Here is a 20315-nt window from a genome sequence, read left to right as displayed (position 1 = left end):
GGTCTACATCCGACCACAGACGTGGAGCAGCAGTTCCTGTGCGGGGCGGATCACCTCCTCGCCGTCGCCGTGGCTCCAGTCGAGATCGGACGCCACCAGGCGCCTCCCGGTGAGGTCGACACCGAAGAACCCGACCCGCTCCGGGACGACCGTGTCGAGCACGAGCCGCACGCGGTCCGGCGGCACCCGCCTGCCGAGTCCGAGTGCGACGGTGATGTCGAGGCCGTGGATGACGTCGTGGCACAACGCGCCCACGTAGCCGTCCGGCTGCCACGGGTGGCGGACGTTGTCCCGCACCGCGGCGGCGAGTTCCGCGCTGGTCAGCCGCGCGGCGTCGGCCCTGGCCAGCTCGTCGGCCGCGCGGTTGATCTCGTCGGCGTCCTCGGCCAGCAGGAACCGGGCCTCGGGGTGCCGGTATGGCGCGGTCATGTGCGCCACGACCTCACGCACCCGCCAGCCCGCGCACAGGCTCGGCGCGTCCCACTGGTCCTCGGACAACCCGGCCAGGACCTCGGCCAGCTCACCGCGTTCGGCGGCGATGGTGTCCCGGATGTCTGTCACGAGCAGTTCCCTCCGTCGGTGGTCTGTCGCCAGACCGACGGACGGGCAGCGCCCGGATCGACCTCAGCACTCGATGACGTTGACGGCGAGCCCGCCGCGGGCCGTCTCCTTGTACTTGACCTTCATGTCGGCGCCGGTCTCCCGCATGGTCTTGATGACCTTGTCGAGCGTGACGACGTGGGTGCCGTCGCCCCGCAGCGCCATGCGGGCGGCGTTGATGGCCTTGACCGACGCCATCGCGTTGCGCTCGATGCACGGGATCTGCACCAGCCCGCCGACCGGGTCGCAGGTGAGGCCGAGGTTGTGCTCCATGCCGATCTCGGCGGCGTTCTCGACCTGTTCCGGGGTGCCGCCGAGCACCTCGCACAGCGCGCCAGCGGCCATCGAGCAGGCGGACCCCACCTCGCCCTGGCAGCCGACCTCGGCCCCCGAGATCGACGCGGTCTCCTTGTAGATCACCCCGATCGCACCGGCGGTGAGCAGGAACCGGACGACGCCCTCCGGCGTCGCGCCCGGCACGAACCGCGCGTAGTAGTGCAGGACGGACGGGATGATGCCCGCCGCACCGTTGGTCGGCGCGGTGACGACCCGCCCACCGGACGCGTTCTCCTCGTTGACGGCGAGCGCGAACAGGTTCACCCAGTCCATGACCCGCAGCGGGTCGGTGGAGAAGGGGTCGGACGAGAGGTGCTCGTACATCTCACGGGCCCGGCGGCGGACCTTGAGACCGCCGGGCAGGATGCCGTCCTGGGTGTGCCCTCGGCGGACGCACTCCTGCATGACGTCCCAGATGTGCGTGAGCCCTGCGTGCACCTCGGCGACGGACCGCCACGAGGTCTCGTTGGCGAGCATGATCTCACTCACGGGCAGTCCGGTGCGACGGCAATGGGCGAGCAGCTCGGCGCCGGTGCGGAACGGGTAGGCGACGTCGGTGTCGTCGACCTTGATGCGATCGGCCCCCTGAGCGGCCTCGTCGACGACGAACCCACCCCCGACCGAGTAGTAGGTGCGGACCCGCACCGACTCCCCGGACCTGTCGAAGGCCTCGAAGGTCATGCCGTTGGGGTGGAACGGCAGACTCCGCCGCCGGTGCAACACGAGCGAGTCGTCGTCGAACGCGATCTCGTGCCGCCCGAGGAGCTGGAGCTTCTTGGCGACCCGGATCCGCTCGACCCGGTCGAACACGGTGTCGGTGTCGACGGTCTCGGGTTGTTCACCCTCGAGCCCGAGCAGGACAGCCGGCCCGCTGCCGTGCCCGTGCCCGGTGGCGCCGAGCGACCCGAACAACTCGGCCTTGACGGAGTTCACCGAGGTCAGGACCCCGTCATCGGCCAGCCCGGCGACGAACGTGCGGGCGGCCCGCATCGGCCCGACCGTGTGCGAACTGGACGGCCCGATCCCGATCGAGAACAGGTCGAACACACTGATCGCCATTGAACCTCCGAGACACGGCCGCTACCGGTTCATGGTAGGTCGCGTTTCCCGGGGTGACGTCGCCGGACCGACCGGCCACCGGGGGCGAGCCGGCCGGCCCGCCCCCGACCGATCCGTGTGCTCCCCCGTCGTACCGCCCGACACCACCACCCGGCAACTCGACGGCCACGGTAACGGAGCGTGACGTCACGACGATGCGAGAGCTGACGACCGAAACAACCGCGGGTTTCGGGCAACGACAGCGTCGTCGACATTCACGAGAAAGCCTGGACTCCCATGGACCGGAAAGCCATCCTGCGTTTCGGCGTGCCCGCGGGCCTGCTGCTGATCGGCCTCGTGATCGGGGCGGTGACCACGCTTTATGCCAAGTCGAGCGAGCCTGGCAAGCCGGTGGCCGCTCCATTGCACACCATCACGGAAACCGTCGAGAAGACCTACACGAGCACCGCCCCCGCACCGGCCCCCGTGACCATCACGCAGGGCCCGCCGCCCCCGGCCGCCCAGTTCGCGGACGGCCTGTACCTGGTCGGCACCGACATCACTCCGGGTGAGTACAAGTCGGACGGCCCGGGTGCGGGCGGACACTGCTACTGGGCACGGCTCCGCGACAGCGCGGGCTCGGACATCATCGCGAACAACCTCACCGAGGGCCCGACCCGCGTGACAGCGGTGGCGGGCGAGTACCTCGAGGTGAGCGGCTGCCAGTTCATGACGGCCTGACCCACCCGAGGTGTCGAGCGGCCGGCCGGTGCCCCGCCCGGCACCCACAAGGCCGGTCTCCGGCCGCCGCCCTCACCGCACCGAAGTGCCGGTACGTCCGTCCCGGCACTCATGCCAGCGCTTCCGCTGCCACCTTCGCGGCGTCGGCCAGTGCCGCGCTCTCGTACTCCGCGCCTGCCACCTCCCTGGTGGTCAGCACCGCGATGACGATCGGGGTGCCGTCCGGGGTCCAGGTGATCGCGACGTCGTTGGCCGAGCCGTAGTCGCCGCTGCCGGTCTTGTCGGCCGTCTTCCAGTCCTTCGGCAGGCCTGCGCGGATGCGTTCACCGCCGGTGGTGTTCGCGAGCAGCCAGTCCGTCAGCTGCTCCCGCTCCGGCTCGCCCAGCACGTCACCCAGCACCAGCGACCGGTAGCCCTCCCCGATCGCCGCCGGGGTCGTCGTGTCGCGGTCGTCGCCCGGGATGGCCGTGTTCAGGTCGGTCTCCCAGCGGTCAAGCCGCGTCCGCGTGTCCTTGATGTCCCGCGCGAACGCCGTGATCGCCTCCGGACCGCCGAGCAGGCGCAGCAGCAGGTTCGCCGCCGTGTTGTCCGACCGCGTGATCGCCGCCTCGCACAACTCCGCGACGGTCATCCCGGTCGCGACCCGGGTGCTCGTCACCGGCGAGTTCGCCACCAGGTCGTCCTCGGTGTAGGTGACCACCGTGCCGAAGAAGTCCTGCTCGAGCGGGTGCTGGCGCAGCAGCGCGGCCGCCGCGTACGTCTTGAACGTCGACATGATCGGGAACGGCTCGTCCTCCCGGTACGCCAACGTCTGTCCCGTGTGGACGTTCACGGCGTACACGCCGAGCCGGATGTCGTACCGCTCCTCCACGTCGCGCAGCGGCGCCGGGTCGGCGACCAGGTCGACCGACGTGGTGGTCTGCGACGGTGGCGCCGTGCCCGCGGGCGCCGCTGAGCAGCCCGCCGCCAGTGCCACGCCGAGCAGAGCCGCAAACACGGCTTTCCGTGTGCTCCCCATGTGTGTTCCTCCCTGTGTGGATCACGACGAAGGAAGCACAGCCCACCCGGCGCACGCCAATAGACCACCCGCCGACAGCCGATATTCTTTTGGAATCACCGCAGGTCAGAGCCCCGAGAAGTCACCACCTCCCCGACCGCAACTCGGTCACGGCGAGCCGCGCGCACTCCCCGATCGCCGCGTCGGCCGCGGGCAGGAACGCGTCCGCCCGCGCCGCGAACGTGAACACCGCGACCGCGATCGGCGTCTCCCCCGGGAACGTGACGACCGCGACCTCGTTGCGGATCGCACCGATCGTGCCGGTCTTGCCCGCCACTTCGACCCCCGCGTACGGGAACCCGGCCCGCACCCGGTGCGGCCACACCTGCAGCCCGAGCAGCCGCCGCATGAACGCGCACCACTTCGCGTCCACGACGGTGTCCGACCAGATGTGCGCGAGCAGCCGCGTCATCTCCCGCGCGGTCGTGGCGCTCGCGAACGCCGGGTCGTACGCGCTGACGGTGAGCGCCGCGTCGTTGTCCCCGAGCAGCGCGAACGCCTCGGCCGCCGACGCCGCACCGGTGTCGCGCACGAGTGCCGCCTCGACGTCGGCCGGCCCGCCGACGACCTTCGTCCTCGACAGCCCGCACTCGGCGAGCACCGACCGCACCGCGTCGAGCCCGACCTCGCCGAGGATCATGTCCGCGGCCACGTTGTCCGACACGGCGATCATCGACGCGGCGAGGTCCCGCCACGACAGGGTGACCGGGTCGAGGAACGCGGCGATCCCGGTGGGTCCCGGCGAGCCGGAGCCCGGGTGCACCCGGACCGGCGCGGCCGGGTCGAGCGTCCCGTCCGCGAACCGCCCGCACAACGCGACGAGCAGCGGCAGCTTGTACACCGACGCCATGACCACGAGGTCGTTCGCACCGACAGCCACCTCCCGGACCTCCCGGCCCCCCGCGCCGGTGATCGGCACGGCGTGCACCCACCCGGTGGCGCCCGCGTACCGCAACGTGTCGCGGATGCGCTGTTCAACCGATGGCATGGCGGTCCCCCGCGAGCGCGTCCTCGATGGCGGCACGCAACCCGGGCTCGGTGCGCCACACCAGCCGCACCCGCAGGAAGAACTCGTCCCCGCCGAGCGCCACCCGCTCGACCCCGGGCGCACGCAGGCCCGGGTCGGCGGTGATCCCGAACGCCGCACCCGAGGCGACGGCGGCGACGACGTCCCGGTCGGTCGGCGCGGCCAGCAGCACGGGATCGATCCCCTTGGCACGCAACGAATCCACGAGCAGGTCACACGCGGCGGTGTTGTGGCTGCGCGGCGCGGCGGCGAGTGCGAGATCCCGCAGGTGCGCGAACCGCTGGACGGTTCGCCCGGCAGGCACCAGGAACTCGGCGGGCAGCTTCGCGACACCACCGCACTCCAGCGGATGCACGAGCGCGGGGTGGTGCACGACCGCACAGTCCAGCTGCCCGGCCACGACGGCGGCGACGAGTTCCACAGTGGACGCGACGGTGGTGGTCGCCCGCGCCCCGGCCCGGCGCACGCCGTCGACCACAGCGGCGACGTGCCACGCGGACAACTGCGGCACCACGCCGATCCGCAGCTCGGCGTGGGCGTCGCGGTGCCGCTGCGCGTCCTCGGTGAACCGCGCCGCGTCGGCGAGCAACGCGGTGGCGCGGGGTAACAGCTCCGCTCCGGCAGGCGTCAGGCCCACGCCGCGCGCGGTGCGGGTGAGCAGGGGGACGCCGAGCCGGTCCTCCAGGCGCCGGATCCCTTGGGACAGCGGCGGTTGCGTCATGCCGAGCCGGTCGGCGGCATGCCCGAAGTGCCCCTCCTCGGCGACGGCCACGAAGAAGCGGAGATGTCGAAGCAGATCCACGGGAACATGTAAGCAGGCGGCACCGACAACATCGCGTTCGCGGCAGGAGGCGCGGCTGTGAGCTATCTGCCGCTTTGAACTGAAACACGTTTCAGCTAGCCTCGAACCATGATTGCCACGGTGGTGTGGGGTACCGGCAACGTCGGCCGTGCCGCGATTCGTGCGGTCGACGCCCATCCGGCGTTGACACTGACCTCCGTCATCGTGCACGACGACGCCAAGGACGGTCGCGACGCCGGCCTCCTCGCCGGCCTCGGTCACGAACTCGGAGTCCCTGCCACCACGGACATCGACGCCGTCCTCGGCGCAAGTCCCGGCGCTGTCGTCTACGCGGCGTCCGGCGAGGTCCGCTTCGACGACGCGCTCGCGGACATCGTCCGCGCGGTCCGCGCCGGTGCCGTGGTCGTCACCCCGTCGCTGTACCCGCTCTACGACCAGCGCAACGCACCCGCCGAGTTACGAGAACCCGTTCTAGCCGCCATCGCGGATGGTGGCGGGTCGCTGTTCGTCTCCGGTGTCGACCCCGGCTGGGGCAACGACGTGCTGCCGCTGCTGATCTCCGGGCTCGGCACCCGCGTCGACGTCATCCGCTGCCAGGAGATCTTCGACTACTCCACCTACGAACAACCGGACTCGGTCCGCTACCTCGTCGGCATGGGCCAGCCCATGGACTACGAGCCCCCGATGCTGCTGCCCATGGTCCCCACCATGGTGTGGGGCGGGCAGATCCGCCTCATGGCCCGCGCACTCGGCGTCGAGCTCGACGAGCTCCGCGAGACCATGGACCGCCGCCGGCTCGAGGAGACCGTCACGACCCGGACCATGGGCGAGTTCGCCCAGGGCACCCAGGGCGCGGTCCGCTTCGAGGTGCAGGGCATCGTCGACGGCGAACCCCGCATCGTCATCGAGCACGTCACCCGCATCCACCCCTCCTGCGCACCCGACTGGCCGCAACCACCGAGCGGGGCGGGCGCGCACCGCGTCGTCATCGAGGGCAGGCCGCGCATCGAGGTCACCGTCGAGGCCACCGACGAGGGCGAGAACCGGTCCGCGGGCGGCAACGCGACCGCCGTCGGCCGCCTGGTCAACGCGATCGACTGGCTCGTCGACGCCGAACCCGGCCTGTACGACGCACTCGACGTCCCACTCCGCCCTGGCCGCCTGGAGAGGAAGTAGCCCATGCACGTCGACATCCCCGACGGGAAGGACCCGATCGGTTACGTCTGGGGCGAGATGGTCCCCGGCATCGGCACGGCGGCCGCGAAGTTCTCCCTCGCCGTCTACTCCGACAGCACACTGGGCCTGCGCGAGTTCGAGGCCGCGCGCCTGCGGGTCGCGCAGATCAACGGCTGCCTGTTCTGCCAGGACTGGCGAACCGAACGGGACGGCAGGAAGGTCGAACCCGAGTTCGCCGACGCGGTGGAGCAGTGGCGCACCACCGACGCCTTCGACGACCGCACGAGGCTGGCCGCCGAGTACGCCGAGCGGTACGCCACCGACCACCACAACATCGACGACGAGTTCTGGGCACGCATGACCGCGCACTACAGCCAGCGCGAGATCGTGGAGCTGTCCATGAGCATCGGCTCGTGGCTCGCGTTCGGACGGCTCAACCGCGTGCTCGGCCTCGACACCCAGTGCGTCCTGCCCGTCACAGGTCCTCCGCGATGATCCGCTCGATGTTCCGTTCCGCCAGCGCGGTGATCGTGACGAACGGGTTCACCGTGGTGTTGCCGGGGATCAGCGCACCGTCCACCACGTACAGGCCGGGGTAACCGTGCAGGCGGCCGTGGTTGTCGGTCGCCTTGTTCAGCACCGCGCCGCCCAGCGGGTGGTACGTGAGGTGGTCGCCCCAGATCTTGTACGCGCCGAACAGGTCGGTGCGGTAGATCGTCCCCTCCTTCGAGTTGATCTTGTCGAAGATGGTCTTCGCCATGGTGATCGACGGCTGCTTCCACGCCGTCTGCCAGCTCAGGTCCACCCGGTTCGCGGCGGCGTTCCACGTGAACTGCGCGCGGTTCGGGTTCTTCGTGATGGACAGGTAGAACGACGCCCACGTCTCGATCCCGGTCGGCAGCGGCGCCACCTCCGCGAACGCACCGCCCGCGGCCCAGTTGTCGATGCCCGCGGTCGGGATGGACGTCTGCACGGTGCCGGTCGGGTCCCAGAGGTGGTTGGCGCGGCCGCACATGACGTTGCCGTTGTCACCCCAGCCCTTGCCGATCTCGCCGTTCAGGTTCGGGAGCGCGCCGGTGGCCTTCAGCTTGGTGAGCAGCTTGCTGGTGCCGACGCTGCCCGCCGCGAAGAACACGCGGTCGGCGGTGACGGTCTTGGTGGCCGTGACGTTGCCGCTCGTGTCGAGCTGCTCGACCACGATGGCGTACCGGGTGCCCGCACGCGTGACGGACGTGACCCGGTGCAACGGCGTGATCCGCACCCGCCCGGTCGCACGGGCACGCGCGAGGTAGGTCTTGGGCAGCGACTTCTTGCCGTGGTTGTTGCCGTACAGGATCTCCCCGTCCACCGCTGACTTCGTCGCGGTCCCGGCGGCCTCCTGCTTCATGTAGTTCATGTCGTAGACGTTGGGCACGAGCGTGAACGCGAAGTTCGACCGTTGCGCGTGCTTGCGGCCGACGCGCGCGTACTGGTAGCAGTCGACCGTCTCCCACCAGGCCGGATCCACGTGGTTCACGCCCAGTTCCGCGTTGGCCCTCGGGTAGTACACGTCGTACATCTCGGCCGGGTTGACCGACGGCAGCACCGAGCCGAAGTGCTCCCGCCTTGGCGTCACCGCCATGCCACCGTTGACGAGCGAACCACCGCCGATACCGCGTCCCTGGTAGACGGTGATGCCCGCGAACTCCTCGGCGTCCAGGATGCCCGCGTGCCGCGGCACGTCCTTGTCCAGCGGGAACCCGAGGAAGTTGCTCAGCGGCTGCTTGGTTCTCGTGCGCAGCCAGTAGGACCGGTAGTCGGGGGTCCTGGTGTTGGGGAAGATCTTGCCGTCGCTGCCCGGCGTTTCCCAGGCCTGCCCCATCTCGAGCATGTGGACGTCCACACCGGCCTGGGCGAGCCGCAGGGCGGTGACCGACCCGCCATAGCCGGTGCCGATCACGAGGACCGGCACATGCGCCCCGTCCCCGATGGCCGCGGTGGCCCTCCCGGCCAACGCCACGGCCGCGATAGTAGAACCAGTTCCAGCGATGAACAGCCGCCGCGAGAAGCGGCTGGAGCCGTTGTCAGACACCGATGTCTTCATGACGTGAGGTTCCTCACATGCGCAGGGAATTAGAACAAGTTATACGCACTGAGAAAGGTCAAGTCACTACCCAGCCCGGAGCAACTTCAGCGAACGCCCGCGTACCGCTCCCGCATGACCGACCCGGCCGCGGGCCCCGCGGCGAACGCGAAGTGCGGACCGTCCACAGGCTCCCCACTGACGGAGTCGACCACCACGGGCTCGGCTTCCCGCCCGGTCCGCGTGTCGACGAGGACCATGGCCCGCTCGTCCGGCGCCAGCTGCGCATTGCGCCAAGCCGCGAGCGCGACGAGCACGGGGCGCAGCGACCGGCCTAGCTCGGTGAGGACGTACTCGTACCGAACCGGCCGTTCCTGGTAGGGCCTGCGCTCGAGGATCCCCCGTTCGACAAGGCTCTTCAGCCGGCTTGTCAGCATGCTCGACGAGAGACCGATGTTGGCCTGGAACTCGTCGAACCGACGGTAGCCGTCGAAGCAGTCGTGGAGGATCAGCACCGTCCACCACTCCCCCACGATGCCGAGCGTCGTGGACAACGGACACTCCCGGTCTTCCAGCCGGATCTTGCTGGTCATGTGCACACCCCTTCAAGTTACTGCTATGTTAGCAGCAAGTGACTGCTGTAATAGAAGGGACGAACCGATGGACTCACTGGAAGGCCGCCACGCGGTGGTGACGGGCGGCTCGAAGGGCACGGGCGCGGCGGTGGCGGAGCGCCTGCGAGCGGCAGGCGCGAAAGTGACCGCCATCGCCCGCGGCGAGGCGGACATCACCGCGGACCTGACCGACCCGGCCACGGCGGAGGCGGTAGCGGAACAAGTGGGCCAGCTGGACATCCTGGTACACGTGGCAGGCGGCTCAAGCGCGCCGAGCGGCGGCTACGAGGCCCTGGACGACGCAACGTGGCAGCGGGAGCTGGACCTGAACCTGCTCGCAGCGGTACGGCTGGACCGAGCACTGGTGCCCCGGATGACGAGGGGCGCGATCGTGCACGTGACGTCCATCCAGGCCCGCATGCCGCTGTGGAACGGCACCCTGGCGTACGCGGCGGCGAAGGCGGCGCTACGCACGTACAGCCGCGGCTTGGCGAACCAGCTGGCTCCACAAGGAATCCGTGTGAACACGGTATCGCCGGGCGGCATACAAACCCCGGCGGCGGACGCGCTGGTAACCCGCCTGGCGACAGAATTCGACGGCGACGAGAAATCAGCCCGCGATTCCCTGATGAACGCACTGGGCGGCGTCCCACTCGGCCGTTTCGCGACTCCGGAAGAGGTGGCGGAGGTGGTGGCGTTCCTGGTCTCGGACGCGGCGGCCGCGGTAACAGGCGCGGACTACGCGGTAGACGGCGGCACGGTCCCGACAACGTGAGGAGAACCATGAACCTGACCGACTGCCCAGAGGCAGTGCGCGCCTACCTGACCCTGGCCAGCGGCGACGACCACGAATCCGCACTGGTGACCTTCGCGGAAACCGCGGAGGTCACCGACGACGGCCACACCTACCGAGGCACAACGGAAATCAGGAAATGGCTGGCCAGAACGGCAAGCGCGTTCACCTACACGTCAACCCCACTGACCGCACACGCCAAGGACGGCGAAACAACGGTGACGTGCCGCGTTGAGGGCACCTTCCCGGGCAGCCCGATAACCCTGGAACACCACTTCCAGCTCGACGCCACGAACCGGATCACGTGTTTGACCATCACGGTCCCACAGTCCACATCCGGCTGACAGGCCCGTCGACGCGTCCTGCATCATGCTCCTTCATGTCACGCAGGAAGAGAAACCGACGCAAGGCCAGAACTGCTGTTTCGAGAGTTCGGCACAACGGACGTTGGCACCTCACGTTCAGCATGCTGTCACTGCTGACAGCGATGGTCGCCGTGGCCGTCAGCCACTTCTCGAACCAGGCCGCCCAGCGCGGCTCCGACATCGCGGAAAGCGGCCTTCATGAGGACCGGTTCAACAATGCCGTCCAGAACCTGGGCAACCCGGACAGCGTGGAAGTGCGCCTGGGAGGGGTGTATCAACTCGCCAGTCTGATACACGATGTTCCGAGGTACCACGCGCCGGCGTTGAAACAACTGGCATCCTTGGTTCGCAACCACGCGCCACTGCTGAAATGCGGCGATGCGAACTGGGAAGTTCCCAACGACGTCCAAGGAGCCCTTTCGGTCATAGGCAACAACAACCGGCCACCGGCAAAGTCTTCGATGCGGTTTTCGTCAGACCTGAGCCGCACGTGCTTGCGCGGCGCGAACATGGCTCAGATGAACTTCGAACGCGCGAACCTCCACCAAGCGAATCTGAGTCATGCACTTCTGAACGGTTCGACCTTGGCCGGTGTCTATGCCTTCGGCGCGGACTTCAGCGGCGCGATGATGATGAAGAGCGACCTGACCTGCTCCATCCTCACAACCGCGAAGATCAGGAACTCGATGCTCCTCGGCGCGAAATTGCTGGGGGCCGACATGATAGCCGTCGACCTCACGGAATCTCTGACCGAGCAAGCCGATATGTCATACGCCCAGGTCGACGGCGCCATTATCAGCAGCCAACAGATCAACATGTTAGCGAAGCCACTTGGCCCACCTCAGCCGTACTGCCTGCCTCCAGACCAGTACTTCCCCATCATTCCCGGCCTGGAAGCCGAACAATAATGCGGACGACAGGGCCCGGAACACCAACCGGACCACCACGAACCGACCACGCTGGAGTCAGCTACAAGCCGTACCGTGGGCATGACGGGGCACGACCCGGACTCTCTGATCCTCGTCGAGGGTCTGGAAGTCCGGATCAAGCCGGTCACCTCGCGTACGGGGCGGTGAGCCGTTCGACGACCTCCCACAGCTCGCTCTCGCGCTGCGGGTCGTACGACTCTTCCGACGAGCGGGCCACGCGGTCGCGGTCCACGTAGGACCCGCTCGGCGCCTTCCTCGTGCCCACGACGACCTCCGCGAGGCTGCGCCCGGCGGCCCCGATGCTGGTCGCGAACGGCGTGCGGACCAGTGTCGGCAGGATGCGGCGCATCGCGAACCGGGCGACGACGCCCGCGTTGCGCGCCAAGCCGGTGCCGGGAACGAAGCCCGGGTTGTAGGCGACGACGTCGATCCCGGCCGGGAGGCGGCGCACGTACTCGTGCACGAGGTAGATGACGGCCAGCTTGCTCGTCGAGTACGCGGTGCGGCCGGCGGCGGCGGTCGCCGGCCTGGAGAATGCGCCGGAGCGGGCGAGGACCTCCGGGTAGCGCCAGACCGGGCCGGGCACCATGCCCAGGTTGTGCCTGAAGTCGCCGACATGGGTGTCGCTGCTGGTGATCACGATCCGGGAGGGCGCGACGAAGCAGTCCTGGAGCAGGCGAACGAACAGGTGGTTGGCGAGCACGTTGACGACGAACGTCGACTCGAACCCGTCGGGCCCCACGGTGAGCGCGTTCGTGTACTGCACGCCCGCGTTGCCCACAAAACCCCGCAGCGGCGGCAGGTCGCCGCGCTCCAGCCGGTCCCGGATCTCCGCGGCCGCCAACCGCACGCTCTCCAGCGAACCGAGGTCCGCGGAGACGTGCGAGACCGCGCTCCCGTCCACCCCGAGCTCCGCGGACAGCCGTGCGCCGGTGTCCCCTCGGGCGACGAGGAGAAGGTGCGTGTCCGGCGACTCGCCCACGATGCGCGCTGCGGCGACGCGGCCGATCCCGCGGCTCGCACCGGTCATCACGATTGTCGACCTCATGACAGACCCCTTCACTCTCCACCGATCGGTTGACGCAACCGTCACGGTGGCGGCTCGCGGCCACGACCGGCCAGTGCCCCGCTCGTCGCTAGGACTGGCAGTACCCAGGCTCGCCCGGCGCCGCGAGGTGACAATGAGGCCATGGCTGCCTCCCACGACGGCTTCGGTGCGCTCATGCGCTTCTGGCGCGACCGCCTCGCCCCGGCCGACGCAGGTTTCACCACGGTGCCCGGCCGCCGTGCCCCTGGCCTGCGCCGCGAGGAACTCGCGCAGCTGGCCGGGCTCTCCGTCGACTACGTCCTACGCCTGGAGCAGGGACGCGCGACGAACCCGTCGGCCCAGGTCGTCGGCGCCCTCGCCCGCGCACTTCAGCTCACCCGCGCCGACCGCGACCAGCTCTTCCGAAGCGCCGGGCTCCTGCCGCCCAGGGACGGGACGGTCAACACCCACGTGCCCGCGAGCATCCAGCGGCTCGCCGCGCGCCTCGGCGACGTACCCATCGGAGTGTTCGCCGCCGACTGGACTCTCGTGTGGTGGAACGACATGTGGACCGCCCTGCACGGCGACGCCGCGACGCTCCCGGCCACCGAACGCAACCTCGCCCGCGCCCTGTTCGGCGACGGCACAGCCCGGGCCGCGATGCGTCCCATCCGGTCCGAACGCGGCGAGGACGCCTTGGCCGCGTCGATCGTCGCCGACCTCAAGGACGCCGTGTCCCGCTATCCGGCGGACGCCCGCCTCGACAACCTGGTGCGCGAGCTGCGCGCGACATCCGACGCCTTCGCCCACTTCTGGACCACGGCGACCGCGTCCCAGCACGTGACCGAGCGAAAGACGATCCGGCATCCGGAAATCGGCGACGTCCTGCTCGACTGTGACGTCCTCATCGCCCCGGGCGCCGACCTCCGCATAGTCACCTACACAGCCCCGGCCGGCAGCGACGACGCGGGAAAACTCGACCTGCTGCGCGTCACGGGTGGCCGCACGATCACCAACTAGACCGACAACGAATGCCGATCGATCATCGACGCGACATCATCAACGCGACCACGCCGGGTCAGGAACCGACCGCACCGCAGGGCCCGCGGGGGTCGCCCCGCAACATGACGACCGACCCGGCGAAGTTGCGCGGCAACTGAGCAGGGTCAGCCGGAGGTGTGGGTCACATGCACCACAATACGAACCGAGTCGGCGAACCACCGTCGGCCAAGGCCGGGCCCAACGGAACCAGGCTGGGTCAGGAACCAACCGCACCGTGGGGGTGTGGGGGGTCGCCCCCACAACAAACAAGGGCACGGGGAAGGCGCGCCAGCGCCGAACATGCCAAACGTGGGGCGGGTGGGGCTCGAACCCACGGCCAAGGGATTATGAGTCCCCTGCTCTAACCGACTGAGCTACCGCCCCCAGTGCACGGTGTGCGGCAAGGTTACTTGTTGTCGCAAGTCAGCCACTCGTCGACCTCTGCCAGCAGCGTCTTCTTCAACGTCTCGGGCGCCGAGGAAGCGCGAATCCCGTCGGCGGCGAGCGTGGCCAGTTCGGTGTCCGTCAGCCCCAGTTCAGACCGGCAGATCGCGTACTGACCCGCCAGCCCGACCCCGAACAGCAGGGGGTCGTCGGTCGACAGTGCCACCGGCACCCCGGCCGACAGGAACGTCCGCACCGGGACGGCCGACAGCGAGTGCACGCCGAACGGCGGGTACGACGTCGGGCAGATCTCGACCGTCACCTGCCGTTCCGCCAGCAACTCGAGTACCGGCGGAGAGTCGGCGGCCGACGTCCCGTGCCCGATCCGCGAGGCGCCCAGCAACTCCACACAGGACCGCACGTGCGAAGCGGGTGTGTAGAACCCCGAATGCGGTGCCCCCGGCAACCCGGCGTCCGCGGCCACCTGGAAGGCACGCGAGAAGTCACCCACCCACACACCGCGTTCGTCGTTCGACAGTCCGAACCCGACCACACCGAAGGCCGCGTACCGAGCGGCGAGCCGAGCCAGCGTCACCGCGTGCGACGGAGCCCGCTGCCAGCTCGACGCCACCAGCACCCCCACCGGGATGGGCGCGGCCGCGGCGCCCGCGAGCACCGCCTCCAGCACGGCCTCGAGCCCGCCGAAGACCGGCGCGTACGACGTGGGATCGACCTGGATCTCCAGCCACCGGCAACCGTCAGCCGCGTCATCGGCCGCGGCCTCGGCGATCACCCGCGCGATGTCAGCGGGAGTACGGAGGGTGGCCCGGGACGCGTCGTAGCGGTCCTGGAACGCCGCCCACGTGCCGGCGCCGGACGCGAGCGGTGGAGGTACCTCGATGCCGTGGCGGCCGGCCAGCTCGAGGAGCGTGGCCGGCCGCATCGCGCCCGTCAGGTGCAGGTGGAGCTGCGCTTTCGGCAGCTCCTTCAGGTCACGACTGTGTGTAGGCAGGCTCACGACGGCCGTTGGTCTGCTGGGCAGTCGTCTTGTGCCGGTTCCCGAGGCCGGTCTTCTCACCGACCTTCGCTCGCGCGATGCCGGCCGCGCCCTGCACGGCCGGGTGGTCGGCGATCTTGCGATAGGTCCGCATGATCTGGTCGTATCGGCTACGGCCCGCCTTCGCGCCCAGCACGTACCCGACCGCGGCGCCCAGGATGAACGCCTTCATGTGTCCTCGCCTCCCATGGCTCGACCTGCTGTTTCACCTCCATCTTCCCCTACCCGCGCCCCGAACGCCGGGTGGCGGGCAATCCGGTTCCGGGCATGCGCTAGAGTTAGCTCTCGCCGGACGGGGTCCGGCGGGCGATCCTCCATAGCTCAATTGGCAGAGCATTCGACTGTTAATCGAAGGGTTGCTGGTTCGAGTCCAGCTGGAGGAGCTTTCCGCCCCAGGCCATGTGCCTGGGGCGTTTTCATGCCCTGGCCGTTGGTCCACCTGGGGGATTTGCCCCGATCTGTCGAACCCTCTGCGCGCACGACCCGTTATCCGGAGTGAGCGACCGAGGAGGGCGGAGCATGCTCGTACTCGACTACTCGGCGGGCAAACCCGGCGCGGCGGCGATCAGACGGGCCGGCTACGGCGGAGCCGTGCGGTACATCGGCTTCCCATCGCGCACGAAGTGCACCAACGCGGGTGAGCTGGCGGACTTCACAAGACACGGCATCGGCATGGCGCTGGTGTACGAGGACCACACCGAGGACTGGCTCGGCGGGTTCGGGCAGGGCCGGGTGGCCGGGTCCCGCGCTCGTAACCACGCGAACCAGATCGGCTTCCCCGCCGACCGGCCGATCTACATGGCCGTCGACCGGGACGTGGTCACGAGTGGTGAGTTCGGCACCATGGTGGAGTACCTGCGTGGCGCGTCGCAGACGGTCGGCGGTGTGGGGCTGACCGGCGTGTACGGCGAGTACGACGTCTGCGTCCGCGCGCAGCAGGCGGGGGTCGCGCGCTGGTTCTGGCAATGCCGCGCGTGGTCCGGCACCCCGGTGAAGCTGTTCCCCGGAAGGCACCTGTACCAGCGGGTCGGCACCGTCGTGGTCGGCGGGATCGGCTGCGACATCAACGACGTGCTCCAGCCGGACTGGGGCCAGCACACGGAGGACGACGTGGCCGCCAGCGACGTGTTCAACTACCGGATCAAGCGGCAGGGCTCCGCGCTCGGCGGCGAGACCACCCTCGGCGCCGTGGTCGCCAACATCGACCGCGCCTGGGAGATGCAGAACGCGAGGGACCAGGCGATCCTCGCGGCGATCGCCGCGGAGAAGGGCATCGCCCCCGAGGCGCTCAACACCATGATCGACGACGCGGTCGCCGCGCACGCGCCCGCACCCGATGAGGTCGTCGCCGCTCAGCGGGACCTCATCGAGGCGGCCGTGCGCGATGTCATGCCTGACGAGCAGGCCGACCGGATCGTCGAGAAGATCCTTCAGCACCTCAACGGCGAATAGCGATCACCTGGTACTCCACGTCCGGGCCGGGCGTGGTGCCGAACCGCGCGTTCGGCAGGTACAGCCGGTTCCCGAACGCGGCCACCGTGGTCGGGACGTCGAACCGCTCGTCCGTCAGCGTCTTCTTCAGCACCGCGCGGGTCGCGTGGCGGTCCAGGTGCAGCACCGCCACCGTGTTGAGCCGGTTCTGCACGACGTACAGGGTGCGGCCGGACAGCAGCAGGCCGTCGCCGTTCGTGAGCGGGTAGTCCAGCGCCACCAGCGTCGACCGGCCGTCGAACCCGACCCGGAACAGCTTGCCGGTGTTCGACTGCACCACCAGCAGGGCCTTGCCGTCCGGCGTCGGCGCGATGCCGTTGGCGTTGAAGCCCTCGCCGTACACGAGGTCACCGGTGATCGGGACGGTCGTGGCCGTCCCGCCCGTGAGCCGGTACAGCTGCTGGTTCACCGAGTCCGTGAACCAGGCCGACCCGCCGGCCAGCGCCACGTCGTTGACGAACGCGGCGGCCGTGGTGAGCTGGTACGACGCCAGCACCTCGCCGGTGCGCGTGTCGATCACCCGCGCGTTCCCGGCGGCGCCACCCGCGACGTACAGGCGTCCCTTCTGGTCGGTCTTGAGGCCTACCGAGGGGGTGCCGGGGCCTTCGCTGATGACGCGACCGCGGCCCGTCCGCAGGTCGGCGCGGTAGATCCGGCCGTCGGCGAGCGAACCGAAGTACGCCACCGGACCGGGTCCGATCGCGATCCCTTCCGGCTGGAAACCGTTCGGCAGGTCGATGGTCGTGGGGAACGCCGGGGACGCGGCCGCCACCGCGGGCGTGATCACGAGCAGGGCAGCCAGTACAACACCAACGCGTCGAAACATCGAAACGTCCTATGCGTGGGAGACAGGGTCAACCCAACCTACGCATACCGGGCTCGGCGGGTTCAGCCGCCAACCGGAGGACATCCAGCGCTGCCTGTGACAGCACCGTGCGCAGCTCGTCCTCGGTGAACTCGCCGTCGTCCTGGTAGGTCGCGGAGGTCAGGACCGCGCCGAGCACCTCCATGGCGGCGATCGCGCGCAGCCGGCTCTCCGCGGTCGGCGACGGGCCCGCGAGCCACGCGACGAGCCGCTTCCCGAGGTCGATCATGTCGTCCCACAACGTGCCGAGCACGACCGCAACACCGGCCGCGTCGCGCTGGAAGATGCCGGCCACCGACCGGTTGCGGAGGAACACCTCGAGGCACCGGCCCACGACCTGCCGCACGGTCTCGGGATTCTGTTCGAGCGTGGCGGTGTCGTCGACGATCGTCCGCCAGCCGGTGATCACCGGCTCGACGACCGCCAGCAACAACGCCTGTTTCGACGAGTAGTGGTAGTACAGCGACGCCTTCGTCAGCCCGACGCGCTCGGCGATCTCCCGCAGACTCGTTTGCTCGAATCCCTTGTTCGAGAACAACTCCAGGGCAACCGCACGAATCGTGTCGCGGGTGTCCCCGTCCATCCGCGCTCCTCCTCAGCAGTTTCTCAGCCCACACACGTTAGCGTTCGCCCGGCTCGGCCCCTCACACGATCTTACCTACCGGGCGGCAGGTAGACTCATCACTTGTTGAGAGGGCGGCATCTCACAGGGGAGGCAAGATGTTCGAACGACTGGGGCGCCTGGTCGTGCACAACCCGTGGAAGGTGATCGCGGGGTGGTTGCTCATCACGGTCGGGATCGTGGCGTTCGCGCCCACGCTCGCCGATGTCACCACCCGCGACCAGGCCAACTTCCTGCCCGCCGACTACGAGTCGGTGCAGGCGGGCGAACTGGCCGAGCAGTCCTTCGGGCGGGCGGACCAGGCCAGCGCGACGATCGTGGTCAAGCGGCAGGACAGCCAGGAGCTCACTGGCGAGGACAAGAAAGCGATCGGTGACCTCGGCACGGACCTCGACGGGGCGGGGATCGAGCGGGTCACAGCGGTGCTGACGGGCGATCAGTTCCTGTCGCCGAACCAGAAGGTCCAACTGGTCACGGTCGGCCTCGAGGGCATGGGGGACGATCCGAAGCTCGTCGACGCGGTCAAGGAGATCCGCGAACGGGCCACCGACGGGCTGGCGGGCACCGACCTGGAGTACGCGGTCACCGGTGACGTCGCGATGTTCGCCGACAACGCGGACGCGTTCGACAGCGCGCTGGTGATCGTCGGCGCGGCCACGATCGTGCTGATCATCGGTCTGCTGCTGGTGATCTACCGCAGCCCGGTCGCGGCACTGCTGCCGATCGTCACGGTCGGCGTGGTCAGCGCCATCGCCCCTGGCCTGGTCGCGTGGCTCGCGCAGGCCTTCGGCTTCCAGGTCGACCAGTCGGTGCAGATCGTGATGACGATCGTGTTGTACGGCGTCGGCACGGACTACATCGTGTTCCTGCTGTTCCGGTACCGCGAACGACTGCGTGCGGGCGACGACCCGAAGACCGCGCTCGTGGCGGCGGTCGCGCGGGTCGGCGAGGTCATCGCGTCGGCCGCGGCGGCCATCGTGATCGCGTTCATGGCGTTGCTGCTCGCGGTGTTCGGTGCGTTCACGAGCTTCGGGCCGGGTCTGTCGATCGCGGTCGTACTGATGGCGATCGCGTCGGTCACGCTGATCCCGGCCGTCGTGTCCCTGTTGGGCACCAAGGTGTTCTGGCCGTCGAAGTCCTGGCAGCGCACGCCGAAGGGCACCGTGTTCCAGCGGCTCGGCAAGTTCACCGGCCGCCGTCCCGGAGTCGTGGCGATCGCGTCCGGCGGTGTGATGGTGGCGCTGGCGCTGGGCATGCTCGGGTTCAACACCGACTACGACCAGACCGGCCAGCTGCCGAGCGACACGGAGTCGGCCCGCGGGCTGGAGTACATGGCGGCCGGTTTCCCGTCCGGTGCGCTGAACCCGACGTCGGTGTACGTGAAGGCCGACAGCGGCTCGCTCGACGAGCAGGCACTCGCGACCTACGCGCGGAAACTGCAGGACGTACCCGGCATCGGCGGTGTGATGCCGAGCCCGACCGGTCAGCCGGCGACGCTCAACGAAGAGGGCACCATCGCCAAGATCGACCTGCTGCTGGACTCGAGCCCGTACGCGAACGAGTCGCTCGACCTGGTGGACGGGCCGCTGCGGGACGTGGCGCACGCGGAGGCACCGGAGGGGTCGACCGCCAAGGTCGGCGGCCTGACCTCGGCGTTCGCCGACATCCGGGACGCCAACACCCGGGACCTGTGGGTCATCTTCCCGGTCGCGGGTGTGCTGATCGCGCTCGTGCTCGGCCTGATGCTGCGCAGCCTCGTGGCGCCGATCTACCTGATGCTGGCGGTGGTCATCGGGTTCTTCTCGACCATGGGCGCGACCGTGCTGGTGTTCCAGGGCATCGGTGACCGGCCGGGGGTGTCGTTCATGCTGCCGATGCTCGTCTACCTCTTCGTGGTGGCGATCGGCACGGACTACAACATCCTGATGATCGCGCGACTACGCGAGGAGGCGAAGCTCGGCCACGACCCGCGCACGGCCGCGGACCTCGCGGTGGAGCACGGCGGTCCGTCGGTCGGAGCGGCAGGCGTGATCCTCGCGGGCACGTTCGCGTCGATGCTGCTGGCCGGCGTCTCGTTCCTGATGGAGATGGGTTTCGCGGTGTCGGTCGGCATCCTGATCGCGGCGTTCGTGATGTCGATGTTCCTGGTGCCGAGCCTCACCGCGTTACTGGGCCATGCGGCGTGGTGGCCCGGTCACGGCGACCGGGCCACGACCCCGCCCCCGCCGCCCGCCGGGGAACGCGACCCCGTCACGGTCGGCTAGCGGCACCACCCGTGAAAGGCGCGT

General features: G+C 69.3%; 22 protein-coding genes and 2 tRNA genes. 11 read left to right on the top strand and 13 right to left on the bottom strand.

The features are described from left to right. Positions 1-3 precede the first annotated feature (3 nt). A complete protein-coding gene (locus tag FHR82_RS22045; protein WP_184812337.1) occupies positions 4-561 on the bottom strand; it encodes a maleylpyruvate isomerase family mycothiol-dependent enzyme in 558 nt (185 codons plus the stop codon). Positions 562-624: 63 nt separating this feature from the next. Continuing rightward, on the bottom strand, positions 625-1995 hold the full coding sequence (locus tag FHR82_RS22040; protein WP_184812336.1) for an L-serine ammonia-lyase: 1371 nt from the start codon (positions 1993-1995) through the stop codon (positions 625-627). 276 nt (positions 1996-2271) lie between these two features. On the opposite strand from FHR82_RS22040, the gene FHR82_RS22035 reads away from it, so the two are divergent. Continuing rightward, positions 2272-2715 carry an Rv1352/Rv1906c domain-containing protein gene (locus tag FHR82_RS22035; RefSeq protein WP_184812335.1) on the top strand — a complete coding sequence of 148 codons (444 nt, stop codon included), beginning with the start codon at positions 2272-2274 and terminating at the stop codon, positions 2713-2715. A 109-nt stretch (positions 2716-2824) separates the two neighbouring features. Here the strand turns inward: FHR82_RS22035 and bla are convergent, their stop codons facing one another. The 3 genes from bla to FHR82_RS47540 all read right to left on the bottom strand — a co-directional run bounded on the left by bla (position 2825) and on the right by FHR82_RS47540 (position 5601). Continuing rightward, positions 2825-3733 carry a class A beta-lactamase gene (gene bla / locus FHR82_RS22030; RefSeq protein WP_184812334.1) on the bottom strand — a complete coding sequence of 303 codons (909 nt, stop codon included), beginning with the start codon at positions 3731-3733 and terminating at the stop codon, positions 2825-2827. Between the two features lie 121 nt (positions 3734-3854). Next, the gene (locus FHR82_RS22025; protein WP_184812333.1) at positions 3855-4760 is read right to left on the bottom strand and encodes a serine hydrolase; all 906 of its coding nucleotides are present in this window, start codon (positions 4758-4760) and stop codon (positions 3855-3857) included. Continuing rightward, positions 4747-5601: a LysR family transcriptional regulator gene (locus FHR82_RS47540; protein ID WP_311771210.1), complete on the bottom strand. Its 855-nt coding sequence runs from the start codon at positions 5599-5601 to the stop codon at positions 4747-4749. The genes FHR82_RS22025 and FHR82_RS47540 overlap by 14 nt, the downstream gene beginning before the upstream one ends. A 108-nt stretch (positions 5602-5709) precedes the next feature. Between FHR82_RS47540 and FHR82_RS22015 the strand changes: the two genes are divergently transcribed. Together FHR82_RS22015 and FHR82_RS22010 are read left to right on the top strand one after the other, a co-directional pair. Further along, positions 5710-6777, top strand: a complete 1068-nt coding sequence (locus FHR82_RS22015) for an NAD(P)H-dependent amine dehydrogenase family protein (RefSeq protein WP_184812331.1) — start codon at positions 5710-5712, stop codon at positions 6775-6777. A gap of 3 nt (positions 6778-6780) precedes the next feature. Further along, on the top strand, positions 6781-7272 hold the full coding sequence (locus FHR82_RS22010; protein WP_184812330.1) for a carboxymuconolactone decarboxylase family protein: 492 nt from the start codon (positions 6781-6783) through the stop codon (positions 7270-7272). On the opposite strand, the gene FHR82_RS22005 is transcribed toward FHR82_RS22010, so the two are convergent. Continuing rightward, entirely contained in the window at positions 7253-8776 is a 1524-nt protein-coding gene (locus tag FHR82_RS22005) for a GMC oxidoreductase (protein ID WP_446471793.1), read from the bottom strand. The genes FHR82_RS22010 and FHR82_RS22005 overlap by 20 nt on opposite strands. Positions 8777-8946: 170 nt before the next feature. Beyond that, positions 8947-9432 (bottom strand): winged helix-turn-helix transcriptional regulator, encoded by a 486-nt coding sequence (locus FHR82_RS22000; protein ID WP_184812328.1) that lies wholly within the window; start codon positions 9430-9432, stop codon positions 8947-8949. A 67-nt stretch (positions 9433-9499) separates the two neighbouring features. Here FHR82_RS22000 and FHR82_RS21995 point away from each other — a divergent pair, with 67 nt between their 5' ends. The 3 genes from FHR82_RS21995 (at position 9500) to FHR82_RS21985 (ending at position 11519) form a co-directional block, all read left to right on the top strand. Beyond that, positions 9500-10228: an SDR family oxidoreductase gene (locus FHR82_RS21995; RefSeq protein WP_184812327.1), complete on the top strand. Its 729-nt coding sequence runs from the start codon at positions 9500-9502 to the stop codon at positions 10226-10228. 8 nt (positions 10229-10236) lie between these two features. Then, the gene (locus FHR82_RS21990) at positions 10237-10590 is read left to right on the top strand and encodes a nuclear transport factor 2 family protein (protein ID WP_184812326.1); all 354 of its coding nucleotides are present in this window, start codon (positions 10237-10239) and stop codon (positions 10588-10590) included. A gap of 122 nt (positions 10591-10712) precedes the next feature. Further along, positions 10713-11519, top strand: coding sequence for a pentapeptide repeat-containing protein (locus FHR82_RS21985; protein ID WP_184812325.1), 807 nt, complete (start codon positions 10713-10715; stop codon positions 11517-11519). 145 nt (positions 11520-11664) lie between these two features. Here the strand turns inward: FHR82_RS21985 and FHR82_RS21980 are convergent, their stop codons facing one another. Continuing rightward, entirely contained in the window at positions 11665-12588 is a 924-nt protein-coding gene (locus FHR82_RS21980; RefSeq protein ID WP_184812324.1) for an SDR family NAD(P)-dependent oxidoreductase, read from the bottom strand. Positions 12589-12729: 141 nt separating this feature from the next. On the opposite strand from FHR82_RS21980, the gene FHR82_RS21975 reads away from it, so the two are divergent. Next, positions 12730-13587: a helix-turn-helix transcriptional regulator gene (locus tag FHR82_RS21975; RefSeq protein WP_184812323.1), complete on the top strand. Its 858-nt coding sequence runs from the start codon at positions 12730-12732 to the stop codon at positions 13585-13587. A gap of 11 nt (positions 13588-13598) precedes the next feature. After that, positions 13599-13727 (top strand): hypothetical protein, encoded by a 129-nt coding sequence (locus tag FHR82_RS46310; RefSeq protein ID WP_260418068.1) that lies wholly within the window; start codon positions 13599-13601, stop codon positions 13725-13727. A gap of 191 nt (positions 13728-13918) precedes the next feature. On the opposite strand, the gene FHR82_RS21970 is transcribed toward FHR82_RS46310, so the two are convergent. The 3 genes from FHR82_RS21970 to FHR82_RS21960 form a co-directional block, all read right to left on the bottom strand. Beyond that, a tRNA-Ile gene (locus FHR82_RS21970) sits at positions 13919-13992 on the bottom strand. Positions 13993-14014: 22 nt separating this feature from the next. After that, positions 14015-15010 carry an adenosine deaminase gene (gene add, locus FHR82_RS21965; protein WP_221464028.1) on the bottom strand — a complete coding sequence of 332 codons (996 nt, stop codon included), beginning with the start codon at positions 15008-15010 and terminating at the stop codon, positions 14015-14017. Beyond that, positions 14985-15221, bottom strand: a complete 237-nt coding sequence (locus FHR82_RS21960; protein WP_184812520.1) for a hypothetical protein — start codon at positions 15219-15221, stop codon at positions 14985-14987. Before FHR82_RS21960 ends, add begins: the two co-directional genes overlap by 26 nt. Positions 15222-15359: 138 nt before the next feature. Between FHR82_RS21960 and FHR82_RS21955 the strand changes: the two genes are divergently transcribed. Further along, a tRNA-Asn gene (locus tag FHR82_RS21955) sits at positions 15360-15432 on the top strand. Between the two features lie 136 nt (positions 15433-15568). Then, complete coding sequence (locus FHR82_RS21950; RefSeq protein ID WP_184812322.1) at positions 15569-16501, top strand: DUF1906 domain-containing protein; 933 nt, start codon at positions 15569-15571, stop codon at positions 16499-16501. Here FHR82_RS21950 and FHR82_RS21945 read toward each other — a convergent pair. Further along, on the bottom strand, positions 16488-17366 hold the full coding sequence (locus FHR82_RS21945; RefSeq protein ID WP_184812321.1) for an SMP-30/gluconolactonase/LRE family protein: 879 nt from the start codon (positions 17364-17366) through the stop codon (positions 16488-16490). The genes FHR82_RS21950 and FHR82_RS21945 overlap by 14 nt on opposite strands. A 28-nt stretch (positions 17367-17394) precedes the next feature. Next, positions 17395-17988, bottom strand: coding sequence for a TetR/AcrR family transcriptional regulator (locus tag FHR82_RS21940; protein ID WP_184812320.1), 594 nt, complete (start codon positions 17986-17988; stop codon positions 17395-17397). Positions 17989-18125: 137 nt separating this feature from the next. Between FHR82_RS21940 and FHR82_RS21935 the strand changes: the two genes are divergently transcribed. Next, the gene (locus tag FHR82_RS21935; protein ID WP_184812319.1) at positions 18126-20291 is read left to right on the top strand and encodes an MMPL family transporter; all 2166 of its coding nucleotides are present in this window, start codon (positions 18126-18128) and stop codon (positions 20289-20291) included. Positions 20292-20315: the final 24 nt, after the last annotated feature.

Source organism: Actinophytocola algeriensis, assembly GCF_014203735.1.
GTDB classification, from domain to species: domain Bacteria; phylum Actinomycetota; class Actinomycetes; order Mycobacteriales; family Pseudonocardiaceae; genus Actinophytocola; species Actinophytocola algeriensis.
The sequence above is the reverse complement of the archived record's forward strand: the minus strand, read 5'-3'. Positions and strand labels throughout refer to the sequence as shown.